The following is a 21,517-nucleotide window of genomic DNA, read 5'->3' on the forward strand; positions in this document are numbered from 1 at the left end:
CGCCAAGGCCGCCGCCCGCATCTCCCTGGGCGCCACCATCGCCGAGCTGCGCGCCGAGGGCCTGCTGCCCAAGCAGGGCGACGGCGGCACCCTGCCGCTCGACGCGCCGATCTCCGTCAAGGAGGCCGTCCTGCCGTGGTCGCGCTTCCGGGACGTGCACGGCGACGGTGTCGACACGGTGCTGGGCCCGGAGATGCGCTCCACCGGCGAGGTCATGGGCATCGACGCGGTCTTCGGCCCGGCGTACGCCAAGTCGCAGGCCGGGGCATACGGAGCGCTGCCGACCAAGGGCCGCGCGTTCGTCTCCGTCGCCAACCGGGACAAGCGCTCGATGATCTTCCCGGCTCGTGAGCTGGTCGCGCACGGCTTCGAGCTGCTCGCCACCTCCGGCACGGCCGAGGTCCTGCGGCGTAACGGGATCGACTCCACCGTCGTGCGCAAGCAGTCCGAGGGCGAGGGCCCGAACGGCGAGAAGACCATCGTCCAGCTCATCCACGAGGGCGAGGTCGACCTCATCGTCAACACGCCCTACGGAACCGGCGGCCGCCTCGACGGCTATCACATCCGCACCGCGGCGGTGGCCCGCTCCGTGCCGTGCCTGACCACCGTCCAGGCACTCGCCGCCGCGGTCCAGGGCATCGAGGCGATGCGCAGGCACGGGGAGGGCAGCGGTACGGTCCGTTCCCTTCAGGATCACCACACGGCCCTGTGGCCGGGGGCCCGGACAGCGGCACGCCAGGCCGTCGCCGTCGGCGATGACCTGGCGTGCGCGGACGCTGCGGATGAGGGAGGGTCAGTCGAGGGCCTGCGCGAAGTCGGCGCAGAGGTCGTCGATGTGCTCCAGGCCGACGGCGATGCGCACGGTGCCCTCGGTGATGCCGATGGCTCGCAGCCCCTCCGCGTCCATGGAGCGGTGCGAGGTGGCGGACGGCTGCTGGACGAGGGTCTTGTACCCGCCCAGTGAGACGGCCCGGTCGGCGAGCTGCAGCCGCCGGGTGAATTCCAGCGTCTCCTTGCGGCCGCCGGCCACGTCGATGGCGAAGACTCCGCCGTATCCGTTGGGCAGGAGACGCCGGGCGATGGCGTGGCCGGGGTGGTCCTCCAGTCCGGGCCAGTGGACCTTCTCCACTCCGGGGTGCTGCGACAGGAACCGGGCCAACGCGTCGGCGTTCTCGTGGTGGCGCCGCATCCGCAGGCCGAGTGTGCCCAGTCCGCGCAGGGTCAGCCAGGCGGCGAACGGATCGGCTATCGGACCGGTCTCCAGCGAGCGCGACCAGACGCTGCGGTGCAGTCCGGCGTCGGCGAAGACGGCGATGCCGCCGAGAACGTCGCAGTGCCCGGACAGGAACTTGGTCGAGGAGTGCACCACCACATCGGCGCCCATCTCGATCGGCCGGCAGCCGACCGGTGAGGCGAAGGTGTTGTCCACGATGGAGACCAGGCCGGCCTCCTGGCCCGCGGCGAAGAACGCCGGGAGGTCGGTGACCTGTGCGGTGGGGTTGGAGAGCGTCTCCAGGTACAGGACCTTGGTGGTGGGGCGCAGCGCGGCGGCGACCTCTGCCGGATCCTGGGCGTCGATGTAGGTGGTTTCGATGCCGAAGCGCGCGGCGAGGTCCTTGAGCAGCGCGAAGGTGCCCCCGTACAGGTGCTTTTGGGCGATGACATGGTCGCCGCTGCTGAGGACGGTGTGCAGCACGGTGTGGATGGCGCCCATGCCGCTCGCGGTGGCCAGGGCCGCGGCGCCGCCTTCGAGCGAGGTGACGGCGTTCTCCAGGGCGCGGACGGTCGGGTTGGAGTTGCGCAGATAGGCGAAGGATTCGGGCCGGTTGATGGCCTCGGCCAGGTCCTCCGTGTGGTCGTACGCGAAGTTGGCGGTCTGGTAGAGCGGGACGTTCAGCGGGCGTGCCCCGTCGAGGTCGGGAATCTCGACGTGGATGGCGCGGGTCTCGGGGTGGCGGCTGGCGGGCACGGGGGGTGTCCTCTCGGAGGGGAGCGGGGTGTGGTGCATCAGCTGCTGGTGGGCTGCTGAGGGGAGGGGGCGGCGGCCTGGCGTTTGTCGTGCAGGGCGAAGAGTTCGTCGAGGTCGTACTCCGCGCGGGCCTGGGTGCCGTAGCGGGTGAGCCGTCCGCGGCTGGCCCACTTGCGGACGGTGGCCGGTGGCACATCGAGGGCCAGCGCGGCGAGCTGGGTCGGTACGGTGCGCCGGGGGCGGTGCGGGGAGCGGTTCATCTCACGCCACCGCACCGGCGTGCGAGGTGAGCGGGAGCCGGGCGCCGGCGCGGGCGAGCAGCAGCCATTGGCGCGGTGGCCAGTCGTGCCCGGCGTCGCACCGTATCCGGTGGTGTCCGGTGGTCCGGGAGCCGGCCGGTTCGGAGTACAGGGTGCTGTGGCAGTCGGGGGCGGGGCACACTCCCAGTGCCGTACGCAGGACCGGGTCGGGGTGGGCGGCGCGGCGTGCGGCCGCGGAGACCTCGATGATCTCGCTGGTGAAATCCCCGGCGGTGGCGGGGCCGAGCAGCCAGTCCAGGTTGTCGGCCAGGAACCGGACCAGCTCGCGGACGTCACGCCGGCCGGGGCCGGTGACATTCCGCGCCTCGGCGACGGTGCCGGCCCACGAGGCGAGGACGCCCAGGATGTCGGCGCGGGCCGTGACGACGTCTTCCCTGAGGGAGATCCCGATGGCGCGGGATCCGCTGACTCTTTCGCGCGGCCCGCTCCGCGCGCGTTGCAGTGAGTGTTCGCACTCCTCGTACAGCTCGATGAGTTCGAGCAGGTCGACCGCGGTGATCAGGGACTGCTGTGTTCGCGTACGAACGGGTTTTCCGGCCATTCCACTCCCCATGTCATCTCGTGTCCCCCGGCGGTGTGCCCGGGGGCTCGTGGTCGTGGCCCGCCCGCAACGGCTGCTGCGGGGGAACGTGAGGCAGCCTGTTCCGTGGCCGTAACACCGCTGTATCGCCGGAGTAGCAGGGCCTCGCAGTGGATCTCCGGGCACAGCGGGCAGCAGATCCGTCCCCTGGAAGAGCGGCAGCTCCGTCTCCTGGAAGAGCCGCAGCTCCGTCTCCTAGAAAAATAGAGAACGTTCTGTATTATTTCCGGGGCCGTCAGGGTCGTGGGGGGCGGAGAACTGTTGGGGGTTACACATGTCCGTGCAGCGCTCTAGCAAGCAGCCGCCGACGGCGGTCGCCGACTTCGTACAGGACCTCTTCGCCCAGCTGCCGCGCGCGGACCAGCGCCGGTGGGCCCGGGCCTACCTGCACGGCCTGCTGACCGTGCCGGGCCGGAAGTCGCTGCAGCGCCTGGCCGCCGCGGTGTCCGAATCCCCCACCGCCTCCCAGTCGCTGCAGCAGTTCCTCAACGCCAGCCCCTGGGACTGGATGCCGGTACGCGAGGCGCTGGCCGGCAAGGTCACCGACGCTCTCCCGGTGCACGCCTGGACGGTCGGTCCGGCCGCCCTGCCCAAACGCGGCGATCACTCGGTGGGGGTGCACCGGCGTTTCGTTCCCGAAGCCGGACGCACCATCAACTGCCAGGTGGGCATAGGCCTGTTCCTCTCCACCGGCTCGTACGGTGTGCCCGTCGACTGGCGCATCCTGCTCACCGAGGACTGGTACGGCGACCCCGACCGGCTGCGCCGTGCCCGCGTCCCCAAGACGCTGCGCAACCGGCCGGCGTGGTCGCAGGTGCTCGATCTCGTCGGCGGAATCCCGGCACGGCGGGTGGCGCCGCCCGCTCCGCTGCTCATCGACCTGCGCGGCCTCGGCGGCGCCGCCGAACTGGCGGATGCGCTGACCCGGAAGGGTATGTGCTTCCTCATCGAGATCCCGCCCGGCCAGTTCCTCGTCCCGCACTTCGCGCAGGCCTCGCTGCCCGCGCAGGCGCTCAGCGCGCAGGCTCTGGCCCGGCGCGGCCGGTCGCCCTGGGGGCAGCAGGCCGCCATGACCTCCGCGCTCGTCCGCTTTCCCGCCACGGGCCCCGGTTCATCCGCCGGCACTCACGTCTACCGCCTGTGGACCGGGCGCGCCTCGACCGCGTCCCGTACCGCCCGGCACTGGATCACCGGCACCGTCGACGCCGGCGCCGAGGAGATCCGCCGCCTCCTGCCGCACGCCTCTCTGGCCCGCTCCTCGGTCAAGGCACTGGAGGACGACTTCGGGCTGCACGACTTCGAGGGCCGTTCCTTCCCCGGATGGCACCATCACATGACCATGGTGTCCGCCGCCTATGCCTACCGCTGCCTGGCGTCGGAGTCCCGGCGGGCGGGTTACGGCGTGCGCATCCCCCGGCACGACGTGGTCGTGCCGCTGCGCGAGGCGGGTTCCGCCGCCGGACGGCGGCATCCGGCCGCGCACCGGCCGAGGATAGCGGCCTGCTCATAGGACTCCGGCGCGGAGCTGCCGCCACCGCGCGGCGGGAACCGGCCCGCGGCGAAGGGCCTTTGCCACGGGCCGGTGGCCCCTTCCGGCAACTCAAGATGCCAAAGCCGCAACCGAATCCGGCCGTTGATTCCCCCGGCGGTCCGCACCGAGTACGTTCCGGAACAGGTGAGCTCCGCTCGCATCGTGCGCCCCTCATCTGCCCCGGGGAATCCAGGAGCCCCGCAGGCTCGCACCACTTGTCACTGCCCAGGCGGCTGTGCCCCGCCGCCCCGGAAGGAAGCCGTAGTGAGGCAGGAAAGAGCAGAACAGACCCGCCGGGCGCTTATCGCCGCGGCCGGAGCCGAGTTCGATCTGCGCGGCTATGCCGGCACCTCGCTGGCCCGCATCAGCGCCGCCGCGGGTGTCACGATGGGCGCCCTCACCTTCCACTTCCCCTCCAAGGACAACCTGGCGGACGCCGTGCAGGCAGCCGGTGCGGCGACGACCCGCGCCGCGCTGCGCCGTCTCGACGCGCAACCGGTCACCGCTCTGCAGTCGGTGATCGATCTGACCCATGCGCTCGCCCAGCTGCTGGCGGAGACGGTCAGTGTGCGGGCGGCGTCCCGGCTGTCGCGGGAGCGTCCGGGGACGTCCGTCCCCTGGCGGTCCGCCTGGCTTCCGGCACTGCAGGACGCCCTGGCACGCGCCGACGCGGAGCACGGCCCGCATGCGGGGCTGAAGGACCTGGAGACACTGGTGGTCTATCTGGTGTCCGGTGCCGAGGAGGTCGTCAGAACCGGTGGCCACACCGCCGGCGTACGCGACCAGCTCACCCGGATCTGGGTCGTGGCGCTCTCCGGCACGGCCGCACCTGCCGCGCCCGGCACCCTGATCCCGGCAGGCAGCGACGCACAGCCGGCCGGCGCCCCGGGCCCGCAGGTCCTGCAGACGGACCGGGCCGGGGCCGCCGGCGGTGCATGAGCGGCCAACCCGGCCGGAGCCCCGGCGCGGCGCACGGTAAGTGCCGGGTGAACGGCGCACGTTCACCGCTCACCCCGCAGGTTCCGTCCTATACCGCGGTCCAGCCGCCGTCGACCGGCATGGCCGCACCGGTGACGAAGGACGCCCGCGTGCTGCACAGCCAGGCGGCGGCCTGGGCCACTTCCCGCGGCTCCGCCATACGCTTCTGGATCGCCCGCGCGGTGAAGCTCGTCTCCAGCGCGGGTGTCTTCTCGAGGACCTCGTCCATCAGCTCGGTCCGGGTGCTGCCCACGATCAGCCCGTTGACGCGGATCCCGCGGTCCCCGTACTCGTCGGCCGCCGCCCGGGTGAGCCCCATGACCGCGTGCTTGGCCGCGATGTAGGGCGCGGCCGCCCCGGTGGCCAGCAGGCCCGCGACGCTGGACGTGTTCACGATCGAGCCGCCGGTGCCCGAGGCGAGCATCGCCGGTATCTGATGCCGCATGCAGTTCCACACGCCGTGGACGTTGACCCGCATGATGCGGTCGAAGACGCTGTCGTCCGTCTCGTGCAGCAGCGTTCCGGCCACGGCCCAGCCCGCGTTGTTGAAGGCGGCGTCGAGCCGGCCGAAGGTCTCCACTGCCGTCGCGACCGCGCGCTCGGCGTGCGCCGGTTCGGTGACGTCACCGGCCGCGACGGCCGCGCGTCCGCCGGCGGCGACAATCTCCTTCTCCAGCGCCCGGAGCCGGTCCTCCCGGCGCGCCATCAGGACGACCGCCGCCCCTTCTTCGGCGAACAGCCGCGCCGCCGCCGCGCCGATCCCGCTGGACGCCCCTGTGATCATGACGACCTGGCCGTCCAGCAGCAATGGGCTCGCTGTCATGTTCCCCCCTGTGCGATCTCCGCGGTTTCCGCGATCTCCGCGATCTCCGCGACAATCTCCGCGATTCCTACGGTCTCTACGATCTTCCGCATCCCTGCGTTCTCGCATGATGGACCGATACGCCCACCATGCGGACATGCGTCATCATCCGAGGGGCCGCCCCGCAAGTCAATGCCGTCCGGCGTTACTTCGCAGGCGTTCCGGCCCCGCCGGACAGCTCACCGCAGGCGTCCCCGCTCCACGTCCAGGCTGATGCGGTCCACGACGGCCGGGACGGCGACGCCGGGCAGCAGGAGCCGCCACATCCGCACCATCCGCTCGGGCAGATCGCCCCGGCCGCTCGTCAGCTGCGAGTGCAGCTGACTTCCGGTACAGGCGCCGACCACGAATTCGGCGACCTCCGACGGCCGCACCGACGCCAGCAACTCCCCCTGCTCCCGGGCTTCGTTCAGACAGCCCTCCATGATCCCCACCCACTCGCGGAACGAGGTGTCGTCCTGCAGCCCGAAGGCGCCCTGTTCCACGGCGAGCCGCACCCCGGCCCGCAGCAGGGGGTCGACCTGCAGACGCCAGGCCCACACCAGGGTGATGTCCACCAGACGCTGCAGTCCCGCCGACTCCAGCCGCGGCACGATCGTCTCCGGCTGGGCGTTCATCACCGCCTGCGCCAGGCCCTCCTTCGACTTGAAGTGGAAGTACATGGCCCCGGTGGTGGTCCCGGCGCGCTCCGCGATCTTGGTGATACTCGCTCCGGCGAAGCCGAACTCGTCCATCACCTCGGCAGCGGCATGGAGGATCGCCTCCCGGGTCCGCACCGCGCGATCCTGCTTCGGCTCAGCCATCCACGTGCCTCCTGCACAAAAGAACACCTCGGCGCCCGCGGACGCCGCCTCGACCGGGCAACGGGCCTGACAGCGGCCGGTGTTACCCCATGCGGGACCGCTTACCCCTCGACAAACAAAAAGAACACTCTCTATTTTATTGCCTGCGGCTCCGCCGCGGGGCCCCGCACGGTCCCACTCGCCCACCTCCCAGGGGAGAAGAGAACCGTATGCCCGCTCTGGCCTGCGCAGCGGCACCCCAGTTGCCCACCCTGACCAGCACCGTGCCCAGGGAATACGTCCACCGGGCGTCCTTCGCCGAAGTGCTCCCCACCGGCTGGCACCAGAGCGCACCGGACGAGTTCACCGTCACCGCCCAATGGCCCCGCCGGCACAGCTTCTACACGGAACAGGGCGGGCTGCACGATCCGATGCTCCTGTGGGAGACGATCCGCCAGTCCCTGCCCCTGCTGTCGCACACAGGTTACGCCCTGCCCTTCGGCCACCGGCTGAGCTGGGAACGCTTCCGCTGCACCCTCCGCCCGGAAGCCATGCGCATCCAGCTCACCCCCGCCGACCTCGAACTCCGCGTCAGCTGCTCCGGCATCAGACGCAGCCGCGGTCAACTGGCCGCCATATCCATGGACTTCGCGATCACGCGCGACGGTGCCCCCCTCGCCACCGCCGACACCCGCTTCGTCTGCCACTCCCCCGCCGTCTACGAACGGCTGCGCGCCGGACGCGCCGATCCCGCCCACGCCCTCGCCACCGCGCTGCCCCCGGCGCCCCCCGTGCCCCCGCACCTGGTGGGCCGCACCCTCGGCCATGACGTGGTGCTCTCCCCCACCGCCACGCCCCGGCGCTGGCAGCTGCGCGCCGACACCTCCCACCCCATACTCTTCGACCACCCGGTCGACCACGCCCCGGGCGTCCTGCTCCTCGAAGCCGCCCGCCAGGCCGCCCTCGCGACCTCCCCCGCCGGCCACACCGTCCCCGTGGAACTGGAGGTCTCCTTCTCCCGGTTCGTCGAGTACAACGCCCCGTGCTGGATCACCGCCACCCCCCTGGATCCGGATCCGCAGGGCCGCCCCCGCACCCACGTCACCGCCACACAGCACGACCGGGTGGCGTACGCGGCGACCCTGACGACGGAGTCCCCGGCCGGCCGCCGATGAACCGCGCCGCGGCCGGATGCGCAGGTCAGTGCCCCTTCGCCGCAGGCTCCAGGATCGCCACGCACTCCACGTGATGGGTGAAGGGAAACAGATCGAACGCCCGCATCCGCCGCGGCACATAGCCCACCTCGCCGAAGTACTTCAGGTCGCGGGCGAGGGCGGCCGGGTCGCAGGCGACGTAGGCGATGCGGCGGGGGGTGAGGGAGGCGAGGTGGGTGACGGTCTGCTTGCCGGCGCCGGCGCGGGGCGGGTCCAGGACGACCAGGTCGACGTCGGTGATGCCGGTGCGGGGGAGGATCTGCTCGACCTTGCCGCGTTCGATGCGTACGCGGTCGAGGTCCTGGAGGTTGTGGCGGGCGTCCTCGACGGCGCGCTTGCCGGATTCGATGCCGAGGACCGCACCCTTGTCGCCGACGCGTTCGGCGAGCGCGCCGGCGAACAGGCCGACGCCGCAGTACAGATCCAGGGCCATATCGCCCTTCTTGGGCATCAGGCCCTGCATCACGGCCTCGACGAGGAGGTCGGCGGCCTTCGGGTGGACCTGCCAGAAGCCGCCGTTGCCGACCCGCCAGGTGCGGCCGGCGGCGCGTTCGCGGACGAAGGGGCGGCCGTGGACGCGGTGGACCTGCTCGTCCTTCTCGCCGATGCGCAGTACGGAGACGGGCTTGTCGAGTTCGACGATGGGGAGCCGGCCGCCGGGCTTGGGCGTGAGGATGACCTGGCGGTCGTGGGAGCCGGTGGCGGCGATCGCCTCGATGGTGGCGATGGACGGCCACTCGCGCCGTTCGATGCCCAGCTCGGAGACGCCCGGCGCGGCGATCATGCAGTGGTCGACCGGCTCGATGTCGTGGGAGCGGTGCTTGCGCAGTCCGGCGCGGCCCTCCGCGTCGACGGCGTACTGGACGCGGGTGCGCCAGGCCGGTACCTCGCCCTTGGCCACCTTGTCGCCGGGGGCCGGTTCGACGGTGCCGTCCCAGTGGGCCTCCTCGGGTGAGAGGCCGGCCAGCCGCTGCAGCTGCTCGGCGATGACCGCGCCCTTCAGACGACGCTGGGCGCCGGGCGCGGCGTGCTGCCAGTCGCAGCCGCCGCATTTGCCGGGGCCGGAGAAGGGACAGGGGGCCTCGACCCGGTCCTTGGAGGCGGCCAGGACGGAAACGGCGTCGGCTCGCAGGAAACGGGCGCCTTCCTCGCCGTGGGTGACGCGGGCGATCACGCGCTCACCGGGGAGGGTGTGGCGCACGAAGAGGACCTGGCCCTCCTGCGTACGGGCGATGCAGTGGCCGCCGTGGGCGACCGGGCCGACCTCGACCTCGTACTCCTCGCCTACCAGCGACGTCTTCGGTTCCTGCGGCATGGCGGGGAGGGCTCCTGTGGTGCGGGCGGGGAAGACCGTGACGGCCGGCCTCCGGGTGGGAGGCCAGCCGTCAAGTCTACGTCCCGAAGCGCGGTGCCCGGCTCGGCCGGGAGTCCCGGGAGCCCGCGGCGTCAGCCGCCGATGTCACCGCCCCAGGATCCCCGGGGGATCACCGTTTGCCGGCCCCCTGCTTCTCGCCGGCCGACTTGTCCTTCTTCGGCTGTGCGGCGACCGGGCCGCGGCGCACCGCACCCGGGGCGCTCCACTCGGCGCGCTTGCGGGCCCGCAGCTTGGCGGCCTCGGAGGAGTCCAGCTGCCAGGGGACGGAGGTGACCATGACGCCGGGGGTGAACAGGAGGCGTCCCTTGAGGCGCAGGGCGGACTGGTTGTGGAGCAGGTGCTCGTACCAGCGGCCGACGACGTACTCCGGGATGAATACGGAGACGGCGTCGCGCGGGCTCTCGCGGCGCAGCGACTTGACGTGGTCGATGAACGGGCGGGTGATCTCGCGGTAGGGGGAGGCGAGGACCTTGAGGGGGACGTCTATGCCGCGCCGTTCCCACTCCTCCCGGAGCGCCTTGGTATCGGCCTGGTCGACGTCGACGCTGACCGCTTCGAGGGTGTCCGAGCGCATCAGCTTGGCGTAGTTCAGGGCGCGCAGGGTGGGCTTGTGGACCTTGGAGACCAGGACGATGGAGTGGACGCGGGAGGGGCGTACGACGTCGTCGTCCGGGGCGTCGTCGGCGGCGAGCTCGTCGGCGACCCGGTCGTAGTGGCGGCGGATCGCGCTCATCGTGACGAAGAAGATGACCATGCCGAGCAGGGCCACCCACGCGCCGTGGGTGAACTTCGTCAGCAGGACGACGACGAGCACCAGGCCGGTGAAGAAGGCGCCGAAGGCGTTGATGGCCCGCGAGCGGTGCATCCGGTGGCGCTTGGCCGAGTCCTTCTCGGTCAGCAGATGGCGGTTCCAGTGGCGGACCATGCCGACCTGGCTGAGCGTGAAGGAGACGAAGACGCCGACGATGTAGAGCTGGATCAGGCGGGTGGAGTCCGCGCCGTAGAGGTAGGTCAGTACGGCGGCGGCGCCGGCCAGCAGGACGATGCCGTTGGAGAAGGCCAGGCGGTCACCACGGGTGTGCAGCTGGCGCGGCAGGTAGCGGTCCTGGGCGAGGATCGAGCCGAGCAGCGGGAAGCCGTTGTAGGCGGTGTTGGCGGCCAGGAACAGGACCAGGGCGGTGGCGGCGGCGAGGATGACGAAGAGCAACGAGCCCTTGCCGAAGACCGCCTCGGCGACCTGGGAGATGACCGGGTTCTGGGTGTAGCCGGAGCCGAGCGGCTTGCCGTGGTCCAGGAGGTCCTTGGCGGGGGTCTCGGCCATCTTGACGTGCGTGGTCATGGCCAGCGCGATGATGCCGCAGAACATGGTGACGGCCAGGCCGCCCATGAGGGCCAGCGTGGTGGCGGCGTTCTTGGACTTCGGCTTGCGGAAGGCGGGCACGCCGTTGGAGATCGCCTCGACGCCGGTGAGCGCCGCGCAGCCGGAGGAGAAGGCGCGCAGGAGGAGGAAGATCAGCGCGAAGCCGGCCAGGCCGCCCTGCTCGGCGTGGATGGTGTAGTCGGCGGTGGGGGCCCGCATGGAGTCGCCCAGGACCAGGCCGCGGACGGCGCCCCAGGCGATCATGATGAAGACGCCCGCCACGAAGACGTACGTGGGGATCGCGAAGAGCTTGCCCGACTCCTTGACGCCGCGCAGGTTCATCAGCGTCAGGAGAACGATGACGGCGATCGCGCAGAGTGTCTTGTGCTCGACGACGAACGGGATCGCGGAGCCCAGGTTCTCGATTCCGGACGAGATGGAGACCGCGACGGTCAGCACATAGTCGACCAGCAGGGCGCTGGCGACGGTCAGACCGGCCTTGGGGCCGAGATTGGTGGTGGCGACCTCGTAGTCACCGCCGCCGCTCGGGTAGGCGTGCACGTTCTGCCGGTACGACGCCACGACGGTGAACATCAGCACCACGACCGCGACCGCGATCCAGGGGCTGAAGGCGTACGCACTCGCACCCGCGACGGACAGGACGAGCAGCACCTCGCCCGGCGCATAGGCCACGGAGGAGAGCGGGTCGGAGGCGAAGACGGGGAGTGCGATGCGCTTGGGGAGAAGGGTCTCCCCGAGCTTGTCGCTGCGCAGTGCGCGCCCGATCAGGATCCGTTTGGGCACGTCGGTCAGTTTGGACACGCAGAGGATGCTAAGCCTTCGTCAAGGCCCGCAACCACCCGCCACCCGCGCGGGTGGTGGCGACGGAGTGCGCCGCGGCACGCCTGACCTGCACGGCGCCGCCCCGGAGCGCGGCACCCGCACACAATCCGCACGTCGTCGGCACACTTCGCTTGCGAAACAGCCGATGCGGGTGGTGTGCGTGGTGTTCGTCACGGTTGCCGGTTTCCGCCCCTGCGGGCCCCGCCGGGGCGCGGGCGCCGGGCCAGCAGATCGCCCAGCCCCTCGCGGGTGGCGGCGAGCAGCACCCGGTCCTGCGGGCGCAGGACATATCCGTCGCCCAGCTCGTGGACCAGGCGCGCCGGCTCACGTTCGGCGGCCGGCTGCGGCGCGGCGGCGGAGGTGTCCCCCGCGGCCTCGTCGGGCGCGGAGGTGTCGACGGCCAGCACCCTCAGCCGCCCCGGCCGCAGCACCTCGCCGACCGTACGGCCCTCCAGGGCGGCGTGGCCCCGCACCCCGACCCGGGCCACCAGCAGCACCCGCCGCTCGACGGGGATCGCGCCCAGGATCTGCCGGCCCATCATCGCGCCGGCGAAGGCGGGGGCCGCCAGGAACGAGACGCTGCGGCTGCGGGTCAGGGCGTGCGGGTGCGCGGCGCGCAGGGTGCGGTAGACGGCGGTGGCGAAGCGGTCGTCGAACAGCCGCAGCGTCACCCGCAGCCGGGGCTTGACCGACCGTGCGTAGAGAGCGGCCTCCAGATTGGTGGTGTCATCGCTGGTCAGGGCGAGCAGGGAGCGCGCCCGGTCGACCTTCGCGGCCTCCAGGACACCCTCGTGGGTGACATCCCCCACGACGGTCGGCACCCGCAGCCGGCGGGCCAGCGAGATACCGCGCGCCTCCGGGTCGCCCTCGATGCACACCACCGGGATGCCCAGCTCGTGCAGCCGGGTCAGCACCCGGGTGCCCACCTTGCCGAGCCCGAGCAGCACCACGTGTCCGGACAGCCCGCGCGGCGGACGGCGCAGCGCGGAGGCGCTACGGAAGGTGCCCAGGCCCTCGAAGGCGGCGGCGACCAGGACCGGCAGCAGGAGCATCCCGGTGAGCCCGGACAGCAGCTGGATGATCTTGCGGGGCAGGGACCCGTCGATCGCCGGGTCGTCTATGGCGAAGAGGTCGAGAAGGGTGAGGTAGACGGCGTGCAGCGGCTTTTCGCCGGTGGTGAGGGTGGAGGCGACGGCCAGTGCGAGCACGGCGAGGACGACGCCGGCCAGCGACCAGCGCAGCCGGCGGGAGAAGAGGGAGGCGAGCGGGGCGCCGCGCCCGCGCAGCAGGCGGGGGCGCACCGTCCGCCCCGTATAGGAGACGGTCTCCAGGACGATGGTGCCGCGCCCGGCGGATCCCGCGGCGGCAGCATCGTCCGGCAGCAGCACCGGACCGTCGTCCCCGGCGGCCGGCGCCGGTGCCGGGCCCTGGGCGTCGGCGGGGTCGGTGGCCGAGGCGGACAGCACCGCCAGAGTGCACAGGCCCGCCGCGGCCGGCAGTCCCTGCGGCACCGGAGCACGCTCCACGGCGCGCAGCATCAGCCCGTCCGCCTCGATGACCTTGCTGGTCCCGGCGACCGCGGTGGCCACCAGCGCCGGGGCCACCGTGTCGGCGTCGGACAGCACGGTGGTGGAGGCATCGGCGCTGGTCACGCCCTCGCCGCCCTGGGACGCGACGGCCGCCGCCTGGTCGAGCAGCGCCTCCAGATGCTGGCCGAGCTTGTGGTTGTAGAGCCGGATCACCAGCCGCAGCCGGGGGTTGAGGCGGCGGGCGCGCAGCGCGGCGTGGATGTTGAGCTCATCGTCGTCGTAGACCAGCGCCAGCGCGCCCGCCTCGGCGATGCCCGCCGCCGTCAGCGCGGCGTCGTCGGCCTCCGTCGCCTCCAGGATCCGCAGCGGCTCCTCGGGCGGCTCGTCGGCGTCGTCCCCCGCTTCGGGAACCACCTGGTCGCCTGGTGCCCGCTCGCCCGGCCCGCGCTCGCCCGGGCCCCGGTCGTTCGGCAGCAGGGACGTACGCGCCACCGCCGCCGACACCCTTCCCCAAGCTCTCGAACCGTGCTCGAGCAGGGGAGACCCCATGCGCAGCACCGTGGCCCGGCCGAGCGCACGGGCGGGCGGCGGAATGCGGGGCCGGTGCGGCTCCCGGGCGGAGGGGACGACGAGCGTCACCCGTTCGCGGTAGACGTCCTTGAGTTCCGCGGCGAGCCGGTGCGCGAGCGCATCGTCGCCACAGACCACCATGTGCGGGGCGTAGGAGCCCTGTTGGGGCTGCTGAGGCAGGTTGGACACACCGCGTAGCGTGCCCTACACGCGTCGCACGGCGCAGCCGGGCGCGGCATCCCGGCACAGGACCGGCCCGGCCCGGCATGCAGCCGGTGCCGACCGCGCCCCTTACCGGACGGCACATTGCGGCTACGGTTGTACCGGACCGCGCTGCGCCCAACACGCCCGTTGATGCGTACGGGGTCCCGGTCGCGAACAGTGGTCTTGCGATCGCGAGCAGTGGCCGCGTGCCGCCGGCACTCGGGAAAGAAAGAGTTGAGCAGGGTGTTTGGGCAGGTCAGCGCGCTAATTCAGGTCACGGGGTAATCAGCATGCACATCGTCATCATGGGGTGCGGCCGGGTGGGCTCCGCGCTCGCGCAGACCCTGGAGAGCCAGGGCCACACCATCGCGGTGGTCGACCAGGACCCGACCGCCTTCCGTCGCCTCGGCTCGGCCTTCGGCGGCCGCCGGGTGACCGGCGTCGGCTTCGACCAGGACACCCTGCGCGAGGCCGGCATCGAGGAGGCGGGCGCCTTCGCCGCCGTCTCCAGCGGCGACAACTCCAACATCATCGCCGCCCGGGTGGCCCGCGAGATGTTCGGCGTCGAGAACGTCGCCGCCCGTATCTACGACCCGCGCCGCGCCGAGGTCTACCAGCGCCTGGGCATCCCCACCGTCGCCACCGTCCGCTGGACGGCCGACCAGATGCTGCGCCGGCTGCTGCCCTCGGGCGCCGAGCCGATGTGGCGGGACCCCAGCGGCGGCGTCCAGCTCGCCGAGGTGCACACCGCACCGGCCTGGGTCGGCCACAAGATCAGCAAGCTGCAGGACGAGACCGGCGTCCGCGTCGCCTTCCTGACCCGGCTGGGCGAGGCGATGCTGCCGACCTCCCAGACGGTGCTGCAGGAGGGCGATCTGGTGCACGTCATGATGCGCACCGACGAGGTCGAAAAGGTCGAAGCGGCATTCGCCACGGGTCCCGAGGAGACGCACGCATGAGGGTCGCAATCGCGGGCGCCGGCGCGGTGGGCCGTTCCATCGCCGGTGAGCTCCTGGAAAACGGCCACGAGATCCTGCTGATCGACAAGGCGCCGACCGCCATCTCGGTCGAGCGGGTGCCGCTGGCGGAGTGGCTGTTGGCCGACGCCTGCGAGATCACCTCGCTCGACGAGGCGGCGCTGCAGCGCTGCAATGTCGTCATCGCGGCGACCGGCGACGACAAGGTCAACCTCGTCGTCTCGCTGCTCGCCAAGACCGAGTACGGCGTGCCCCGGGTGGTCGCCCGGGTGAACAACCCGAAGAACGAGTGGCTGTTCAACGAGGCCTGGGGCGTCGATGTCGCGGTCTCCACGCCGCGCCTGATGTCGGCCCTGGTCGAGGAGGCCGTCAGCGTCGGCGACCTCGTACGGCTGCTGCGCTTCAGCCACGGCGACGCCAACCTCGTCGAGCTCACGCTGCCCCCGGAGGCCGCGCTGGCCGGCACCCGGGTCGGCGATGTGGAGTGGCCCGAGGACACCTCCCTGGTGACGATCATCCGCGGTACGCGGGTACTCACGCCCAACAAGGAGGACGCGCTGGAGGCGGGCGACGAGCTGCTGTTCGTCGCGGCCCAGTCGCGCGAGGAGCAGCTGGAGGATCTGCTGTCGGTGCGGCGGACGGACGCCTAGCACCGCCGGTCGATGCGCCGGGGCCCGGGAACCGTACGGTTCCCGGGCCCCGGCGTTTGCCGTATCCGCGCCTGCCGTCTCGGCGCTTGTCAGCGGCGGTGGCGCGGCCCCCGCGGGCGCTCCGCGGCCTCCGCGGCGGCCTCGGCCGTGACATCCCCGAACACGTCGTCGGCGACGGCGTCCAGGACCTCGCGCTGCTTCGCGGCCTCCCGCTCCGCCTTCTCCCGCTCCTCCTCCGCCTCCATCTCGGCGAAGACGTCGATCGGCGCGGGCGCCTTCGTCAGGAAGATCCAGGTCAGCCAGAGCGCGAGCAGGAACGGCGGCAGCTTCAGCGCCACCAGCACCCAGCCGAACTGCGTGGTGTCCGCCCACCAGTACAGCGGGAAGAGAATCGCGCACTTGGCGAGCAGGATCAGCCCCCAGGCCCAGCTGGCCTTGGCATAGGCCTTCTTGCGGCCCGGGTTGCGGGTGCGCCAGGAGAGGTTCTCCTTGAACACCGGGCCCAGGATCAGGCCGATCAGCGGGACGCCCGCCAGCGTGGTGATGATGTAGGCGAGGGCCAGGCCGAGGGTGTAGAGCATGCCCGGCAGATAGAAGTCCTTGGCGTTGCCGGTCATCATCGCGAAGACGACGCCGAAGGCCACCCCGAAAACACCGCTGAAGGCGTGCTTGACGGTGTCCCGGCGGATCAGGCGGACGGCGGTGAGCACCAGGGAGACGGCCAGCGCGGCGATCGCCGAGATGTGCAGGTCCTTGTTGACCGTGAAGATCGCGACGAAGAGCAGGCCGGGGAGAACGGTCTCCACCGTGCCGCGGATGCCGCCGAAGGCATCGAAGAGTGCCTTCTCGGTCACCGCTCTGCCGTCGGCGTCCTGGGCCGCCTCGGATCCGGCGGGCGCGGCCGCCCCGGAGGCGGCGGCGTCGGTGGTGGGTCGGTCGGTGGTCGGTCGGTCGTAAGACGGCACCGGCTACTCCTGTCCGAGCGGTCGGAGTTCGTACTTCGGGTTGAAGAGCACCCGGCGTCCGTGACTCATGGAGACCCGGCCCGAGGCGATGAGCTTACGGCCCGGCTCTATCCCGACGATGGAGCGGCGGCCAAGCCACACCACATCGAGGGCGGCGGAACCGTCGAACAGCTCCGCCTCCAGCGCGGGCACACCGGCGCGCGGCCGCAGCGTGACATGCCGCAGGGTGCCGGTCACCTTCACTATCTGGCGGTCGTCGCAGTCGCAGATGCGCGTGCACCCCGTCTCCTGCGTGTCCTGCTGCAGCTCGGCACTCTGCAGCTCCTCCTCGGAGGAGGACAGCCTGTCGAGCATCCGGCGGAAGCGACCGGCCGGCTTCTCGGATCGGGTCCCTGCACTCATATCCCCAGCGTACCGGTGGACCCTGACAGGGATCACGGCCTGCGCCCCCGCAATCCCGGCAGCGCCCCCCCCGGCCGCACCCCCGCCCTCACTGCTCGAACCGGTATCCCATCCCCGGCTCCGTGATGCTGCATCCCCCGGGGGCAACCCCCGGCCCCCCGGCCACACCCCCGCCCTCACTGCTCGAACCGGTATCCCATCCCCGGCTCCGTGATGAAGTGCCGCGGATGCGACGGATCGCCCTCCAGCTTGCGGCGGAGCTGGGCCATGTAGACCCGCAGATAGTTGGTCTCGGTGCCGTACGAGGGCCCCCACACCTCCTGGAGCAGCTGCTTCTGGCTGACCAGGCGGCCCTGGTTGCGGACCAGGACCTCCAGGAGGTGCCACTCGGTGGGGGTGAGGCGGATGTCGCGGCCGCCGCGGTTGACCTTCTTCGCGGCGAGGTCGACGGTGAAACCGTCCGTCTCGACGATCACCTCGTCCTCGGCGGGCCCGGTCGGCTCGGCCCGCCGTACCGCGGCCCGCAACCGGGCCAGCAGCTCGTCCATGCCGAACGGCTTGGTGACGTAGTCGTCCGCGCCCGCGTCCAGCGCCTCGACCTTCTCGTCCGAGGTCTGCCGGGCGGAGAGCACCAGGATCGGCACCCGCGTCCAGCCGCGCAGCCCCTTGATCACCTCGACTCCGTCCATGTCGGGCAGGCCGAGGTCGAGGACGACGACATCGGGGTGGCGGGCGGCGGCGAGTTTGAGGGCGGTGGCCCCGTCGGGGGCGGCATCCACCTCGTACTTGCGCGCTTTCAGGTTGATCACGAGGGCGCGGACGATCTGCGGCTCGTCATCGACCACAAGCACCCGGTTCACTGGCGTTCTCCCTTGTGGTTACGGTGTGTGGCTTCCCGTCGGGCCGGGCCCGCGGGAGGGTTCGTGGGGGTGGCCGGCCTCATGTGACGGCCTCGGCCGGGACATCGGGGCGGACCGGCGGACCGCCGAGCGCGGCCCGCAGCGTCAGCACCATGGTCATTCCTCCTCCGGGCGTGTCCTCGGCGGCGAGGGTGCCGCCCATCGCCTCCGCGAAACCGCGGGCGACGGCGAGTCCCAGGCCCACTCCGGCGCCGCGCGGGGCGTCGCCGTAGCGCTGGAAGGGTGCGAAGATCCGGTCCTTGGCACTGTCCGGGACGCCCGGTCCGCGGTCGGCGATCCGCACCTCCACCCGGTCGCCGAGCGCGCTGGCCGAGACCAGCACCGTCTCCCCGTCCGGGCTGTATTTGACGGCGTTCTCGACGAGGTTGGCGACCGAACGTTCCAGCAGCCCCGGGTCGACGGCGACGATCGGCAGCTCCTCGGGGATGTCGAGGGTGACGCTCCCTTCGGGTACGCCGCCGAGCGCCATCGGGACCACCTCGTCGAGGTCGATCTCGCGGATCAGCGGGGTGACCGTGCCGGTCTGCAGCCGGGACATGTCCAGGAGGTTGCCCACCAGATGGTCGAGCCGGTCGGCGCCCGCCTCGATACCCGCCAGCAGCTCCTTCTCGTCCTCCTCGGACCAGGCGACGTCATCGGAGCGCAGCGAAGTGACCGACGCCTTGATACTCGCCAGCGGGGTCCGCAGGTCATGGCTGACCGCGGCCAGCAGCGCCGTCCTGATGCGGTTGCCCTCCGCCAGCTCACGGGCCCGCTCCGCCTCGCCCACCAGCCGCTGCCGGTCGAGGACGACGGCGGCCTGGGCGGCGAACGCGGCCAGCACCCGGCGGTCCTCCGCGGGCAGCACCCGGCCGGACAGCGCCAGCGCCATGTGGTCACCCACCGGCATGTCGACATCGGCGTCCTCGGGACGTGCGGGCGGCGCGCCGGTGTCCGTACCGCCGGCCCGGCCCGCACAGGTCCACGGTTCGACGTCGCCGGCGCGCTCCAGCAGCACCACCGTCTCCATGCCGAAGGTCTCCCGGACCCGCTCCAGCAGCGCGTCCAGGGTCGTCTCACCACGCAGCACGCTGCCCGCCAGGAAGGACAGGATTTCCGACTCGGCGCGCAGCCGGGCGGCCTGGTGGGTACGGCGGGCGGCGAGATCCACCACGGAGGCGACCGATACGGCCACCGCGAAGAAGATCACGATGGCGACGATGTTCTTGGGGTCGCTGATCGTGAGGGTGTGGGTGGGTGGCGTGAAGTAGAAGTTGAGCAGCAGCGAGCCCACGGCGGCCGAGGCCAGCGCCGGCAGCTGCCCGCCCAGGAGCGCCGAGACGACCGTGAGGAAGAGGAAGAGCAGCACGTCGTTGGCCAGCCCCGGGCCGTCGACGAGGCTGGTGAGCAGCAGCGACAGCAGCACCGGACCGGCCACACCGACCAGCCAGCCGGCCACGATCCGGGCCCGCCCCAGCCGCGCCCCGCGCGCCACCGGCAGGCCGCGGCCCTTGGCCACCTCGTCGTGCGTCACGATGTGCACATCGAGGTCGGGCCCCGATTCACGGGCGACCGTGGCCCCCACACCCGGCCCGAAGATGTACTGCCAGGCCTTGCGGCGGCTCGACCCGAGCACGATCTGGGTGGCGTTCACCCCGCGCGCGAACTCCAGCAGGGCGACCGGTATGTCGTCGCCGATGACGTGATGGAACGTACCGCCGAGGTCCTCCACCAGCGTGCGCTGGACGGCGAGTTCCTTCGGCGAGGCCGAGGTCAGCCCGTCGCTGCGCGCGATATAGACGGCGAGCACCTCGCTCCCCGACCCCTTGGCCGCCATCCGGGCCGCGCGGCGGATCAGCGTACGGCCCTCGGGGCCGCCGGTCAGCCCGACGACGATGCGCTCCCGTGCCTGCCACGTCGAACGGATCGAATGCTCCGCCCGGTACTCCTGCAGATACTCGTCCACCCGGTCGGCGACCCACAGCAGCGCCAGCTCGCGCAGCGCGGTGAGGTTGCCCGGCCGGAAGTAGTTGGAGAGCGCGGCATCCACCTTGTCGGACTGATAGATGTTGCCGTGCGCCATCCGGCGGCGGAGCGCCTGTGGCGACATGTCGACCAGTTCGATCTGGTCGGCGCGACGCACCACTTCGTCCGGAACGGTCTCCTGCTGACGCACACCCGTTATCGACTCGACGACATCCCCGAGTGACTCCAGATGCTGGATGTTGACGGTCGAGATCACATCGATCCCGGCTTCCAGCAGCTCCTCGATGTCCTGCCAGCGCTTGCCGTTGCGCGAACCGGGGACATTGGTGTGCGCGAGCTCATCGACCAGGGCCACGGCCGGCCGTCGTTCCAGCACCGCGTCCACGTCCATTTCGGTGAACGACGTACCGCGGTACTCCAGGTCCCGGCGCGCGATGTGCTCCAGCCCGTGCAGCATCACTTCGGTGCGCGGCCGGCCGTGGTGCTCGACGAACCCCACCACGAGATCCGTACCGCGCTCCACGCGCCGGTGTGCCTCGGACAGCATCGCGTACGTCTTGCCGACGCCCGGTGCCGCGCCGAGATATATCCGTAGCTTGCCGCGTGCCATGGCCCCATTGTCTTACGTGAAGGCCGCCCCCACCGGGCTGGACCTGCTGCGACCCTACAGACCCCACAGCGGGATAAAAGCCGCAGGTGGCGGCTTTGCGCCTGGTTTTGACGCGACTCTGATACGGAGGGAGCCGCGCCCCCAGGGGCCGGCCGCGGTGGCGTGAAAGGCGCACTTGGGCGGCCTGATACGGGCGCTCGGGCGGGCCTGGCACGTCGGCTGATGCCCCCAGCCGGACCGGCCGCCCTCCCCAGCCCTGCGCACCCGCCGTCGGAACGCCCTCGCCCGGTCGCGCACCGACTGCGAGGATGACCCGCATGACCGAGTTACGTATCGCCCGTACGGCCCATACCGCCGATCTGGACGCCGCCACCCTCGAGGCCGCCCGCACCCTGCTGTTCGACGTCTTCGACGACATGACCGAGGACGACTGGGAACACTCGCTCGGCGGCATCCATGCCCTGGTCCACGAAGACGGCGAACTCATCGGCCACTCGTCCGTCGTACGGCGCCACCTGGTGCACGGTGGCCGGGCGCTGCGCTGCGGCTATGTGGAAGGCGTCGGCGTCCGCGCGGACCACCGGGGCAGGGGGCACGGCGCGGCCATGATGAACGCCCTCGAGCGGGTGATACGCGGCGCCTACGACTTCGGCGCCCTGGGCGCGGACCGCGAGGTCGCACGCTTCTACACGAGACGCGGCTGGCAGCTGTGGCGCGGCAGCTCCTGGGCCCTGACCCCGGCCGGCATCCGCCGCACCCCCGACGAGGACGGCGCCATCTACGTCCTGCCGACCGCGGCCGCCCCTCTCGACCTCGACGCGGACCTTACGTGTGACTGGCGCGAGGGGAATGTCTGGTAGGGGGCGGGCTGTCTCCCCCGCCTTCCTTCCCTCCCCCGCCCCCGGGGCCGG

General features: G+C 71.8%; 18 protein-coding genes and 1 pseudogene. 7 read left to right on the forward strand and 12 right to left on the reverse strand.

Annotated elements, in window-relative coordinates; translation table 11 throughout:
- Positions 1 to 739 (forward strand): annotated as a pseudogene (carB, locus tag ADL29_RS42065) (carbamoyl-phosphate synthase large subunit); the annotation flags it as partial.
- Between the two features lie 54 nt (positions 740 to 793).
- On the opposite strand, the gene ADL29_RS34620 reads toward carB, so the two are convergent.
- From ADL29_RS34620 to ADL29_RS34630, 3 genes are read right to left on the reverse strand one after another with little or no spacing between them, the layout of a single operon-like run.
- Positions 794 to 1,969, reverse strand: a complete 1,176-nt coding sequence (locus tag ADL29_RS34620) for a trans-sulfuration enzyme family protein (protein WP_053927486.1) — start codon at positions 1,967 to 1,969, stop codon at positions 794 to 796.
- Between the two features lie 38 nt (positions 1,970 to 2,007).
- Positions 2,008 to 2,229: a hypothetical protein gene (locus ADL29_RS34625; protein ID WP_053927487.1), complete on the reverse strand. Its 222-nt coding sequence runs from the start codon at positions 2,227 to 2,229 to the stop codon at positions 2,008 to 2,010.
- A gap of 1 nt (position 2,230) precedes the next feature.
- The gene (locus ADL29_RS34630) at positions 2,231 to 2,830 is read right to left on the reverse strand and encodes a hypothetical protein (protein ID WP_053927488.1); all 600 of its coding nucleotides are present in this window, start codon (positions 2,828 to 2,830) and stop codon (positions 2,231 to 2,233) included.
- A gap of 313 nt (positions 2,831 to 3,143) precedes the next feature.
- Between ADL29_RS34630 and ADL29_RS34635 the strand changes: the two genes are divergently transcribed.
- Positions 3,144 to 4,379 (forward strand): IS701 family transposase, encoded by a 1,236-nt coding sequence (locus ADL29_RS34635; protein WP_053927489.1) that lies wholly within the window; start codon positions 3,144 to 3,146, stop codon positions 4,377 to 4,379.
- Positions 4,380 to 4,664: 285 nt separating this feature from the next.
- Positions 4,665 to 5,339, forward strand: a complete 675-nt coding sequence (locus tag ADL29_RS34640) for a TetR/AcrR family transcriptional regulator (protein ID WP_046925550.1) — start codon at positions 4,665 to 4,667, stop codon at positions 5,337 to 5,339.
- Between the two features lie 88 nt (positions 5,340 to 5,427).
- Here the strand turns inward: ADL29_RS34640 and ADL29_RS34645 are convergent, their stop codons facing one another.
- Both ADL29_RS34645 and ADL29_RS34650 read right to left on the reverse strand, forming a co-directional pair.
- Positions 5,428 to 6,201 carry an SDR family NAD(P)-dependent oxidoreductase gene (locus ADL29_RS34645; RefSeq protein WP_078971513.1) on the reverse strand — a complete coding sequence of 258 codons (774 nt, stop codon included), beginning with the start codon at positions 6,199 to 6,201 and terminating at the stop codon, positions 5,428 to 5,430.
- Between the two features lie 218 nt (positions 6,202 to 6,419).
- Positions 6,420 to 7,043: a ScbR family autoregulator-binding transcription factor gene (locus ADL29_RS34650; protein WP_211274448.1), complete on the reverse strand. Its 624-nt coding sequence runs from the start codon at positions 7,041 to 7,043 to the stop codon at positions 6,420 to 6,422.
- A gap of 209 nt (positions 7,044 to 7,252) precedes the next feature.
- On the opposite strand from ADL29_RS34650, the gene ADL29_RS34655 reads away from it, so the two are divergent.
- Complete coding sequence (locus ADL29_RS34655; protein ID WP_078971514.1) at positions 7,253 to 8,197, forward strand: ScbA/BarX family gamma-butyrolactone biosynthesis protein; 945 nt, start codon at positions 7,253 to 7,255, stop codon at positions 8,195 to 8,197.
- Between the two features lie 25 nt (positions 8,198 to 8,222).
- Here the strand turns inward: ADL29_RS34655 and ADL29_RS34660 are convergent, their stop codons facing one another.
- The 3 genes from ADL29_RS34660 to ADL29_RS34670 form a co-directional block, all read right to left on the reverse strand.
- Positions 8,223 to 9,551: a class I SAM-dependent RNA methyltransferase gene (locus tag ADL29_RS34660; protein ID WP_046925551.1), complete on the reverse strand. Its 1,329-nt coding sequence runs from the start codon at positions 9,549 to 9,551 to the stop codon at positions 8,223 to 8,225.
- Between the two features lie 169 nt (positions 9,552 to 9,720).
- A complete protein-coding gene (locus ADL29_RS34665) occupies positions 9,721 to 11,793 on the reverse strand; it encodes an APC family permease (protein WP_053927490.1) in 2,073 nt (690 codons plus the stop codon).
- Between the two features lie 191 nt (positions 11,794 to 11,984).
- Entirely contained in the window at positions 11,985 to 14,054 is a 2,070-nt protein-coding gene (locus tag ADL29_RS34670; RefSeq protein ID WP_053927491.1) for an NAD(P)-binding protein, read from the reverse strand.
- A gap of 353 nt (positions 14,055 to 14,407) precedes the next feature.
- On the opposite strand from ADL29_RS34670, the gene ADL29_RS34675 reads away from it, so the two are divergent.
- Together ADL29_RS34675 and ADL29_RS34680 are read left to right on the forward strand one after the other, a co-directional pair.
- Positions 14,408 to 15,076: a potassium channel family protein gene (locus tag ADL29_RS34675; protein ID WP_046925554.1), complete on the forward strand. Its 669-nt coding sequence runs from the start codon at positions 14,408 to 14,410 to the stop codon at positions 15,074 to 15,076.
- Positions 15,073 to 15,744 (forward strand): potassium channel family protein, encoded by a 672-nt coding sequence (locus tag ADL29_RS34680; RefSeq protein ID WP_046925555.1) that lies wholly within the window; start codon positions 15,073 to 15,075, stop codon positions 15,742 to 15,744. Before ADL29_RS34675 ends, ADL29_RS34680 begins: the two co-directional genes overlap by 4 nt.
- Before the next feature lie 89 nt (positions 15,745 to 15,833).
- On the opposite strand, the gene ADL29_RS34685 is transcribed toward ADL29_RS34680, so the two are convergent.
- From ADL29_RS34685 to ADL29_RS34700, 4 genes are all read right to left on the reverse strand, one after another.
- Positions 15,834 to 16,709, reverse strand: a complete 876-nt coding sequence (locus ADL29_RS34685; RefSeq protein WP_053927492.1) for a DUF3159 domain-containing protein — start codon at positions 16,707 to 16,709, stop codon at positions 15,834 to 15,836.
- Between the two features lie 3 nt (positions 16,710 to 16,712).
- Positions 16,713 to 17,111: an OB-fold nucleic acid binding domain-containing protein gene (locus tag ADL29_RS34690; protein ID WP_078971515.1), complete on the reverse strand. Its 399-nt coding sequence runs from the start codon at positions 17,109 to 17,111 to the stop codon at positions 16,713 to 16,715.
- A gap of 176 nt (positions 17,112 to 17,287) precedes the next feature.
- Positions 17,288 to 17,971 (reverse strand): response regulator, encoded by a 684-nt coding sequence (locus tag ADL29_RS34695; protein ID WP_053927493.1) that lies wholly within the window; start codon positions 17,969 to 17,971, stop codon positions 17,288 to 17,290.
- Positions 17,972 to 18,050: 79 nt separating this feature from the next.
- A complete protein-coding gene (locus tag ADL29_RS34700; RefSeq protein ID WP_053927494.1) occupies positions 18,051 to 20,606 on the reverse strand; it encodes a sensor histidine kinase in 2,556 nt (851 codons plus the stop codon).
- 317 nt (positions 20,607 to 20,923) lie between these two features.
- Between ADL29_RS34700 and ADL29_RS34705 the strand changes: the two genes are divergently transcribed.
- Complete coding sequence (locus ADL29_RS34705; RefSeq protein WP_053927495.1) at positions 20,924 to 21,466, forward strand: GNAT family N-acetyltransferase; 543 nt, start codon at positions 20,924 to 20,926, stop codon at positions 21,464 to 21,466.
- Positions 21,467 to 21,517: the final 51 nt, after the last annotated feature.

This window comes from Streptomyces chattanoogensis, from assembly GCF_001294335.1.
Classification (GTDB): domain Bacteria; phylum Actinomycetota; class Actinomycetes; order Streptomycetales; family Streptomycetaceae; genus Streptomyces; species Streptomyces chattanoogensis.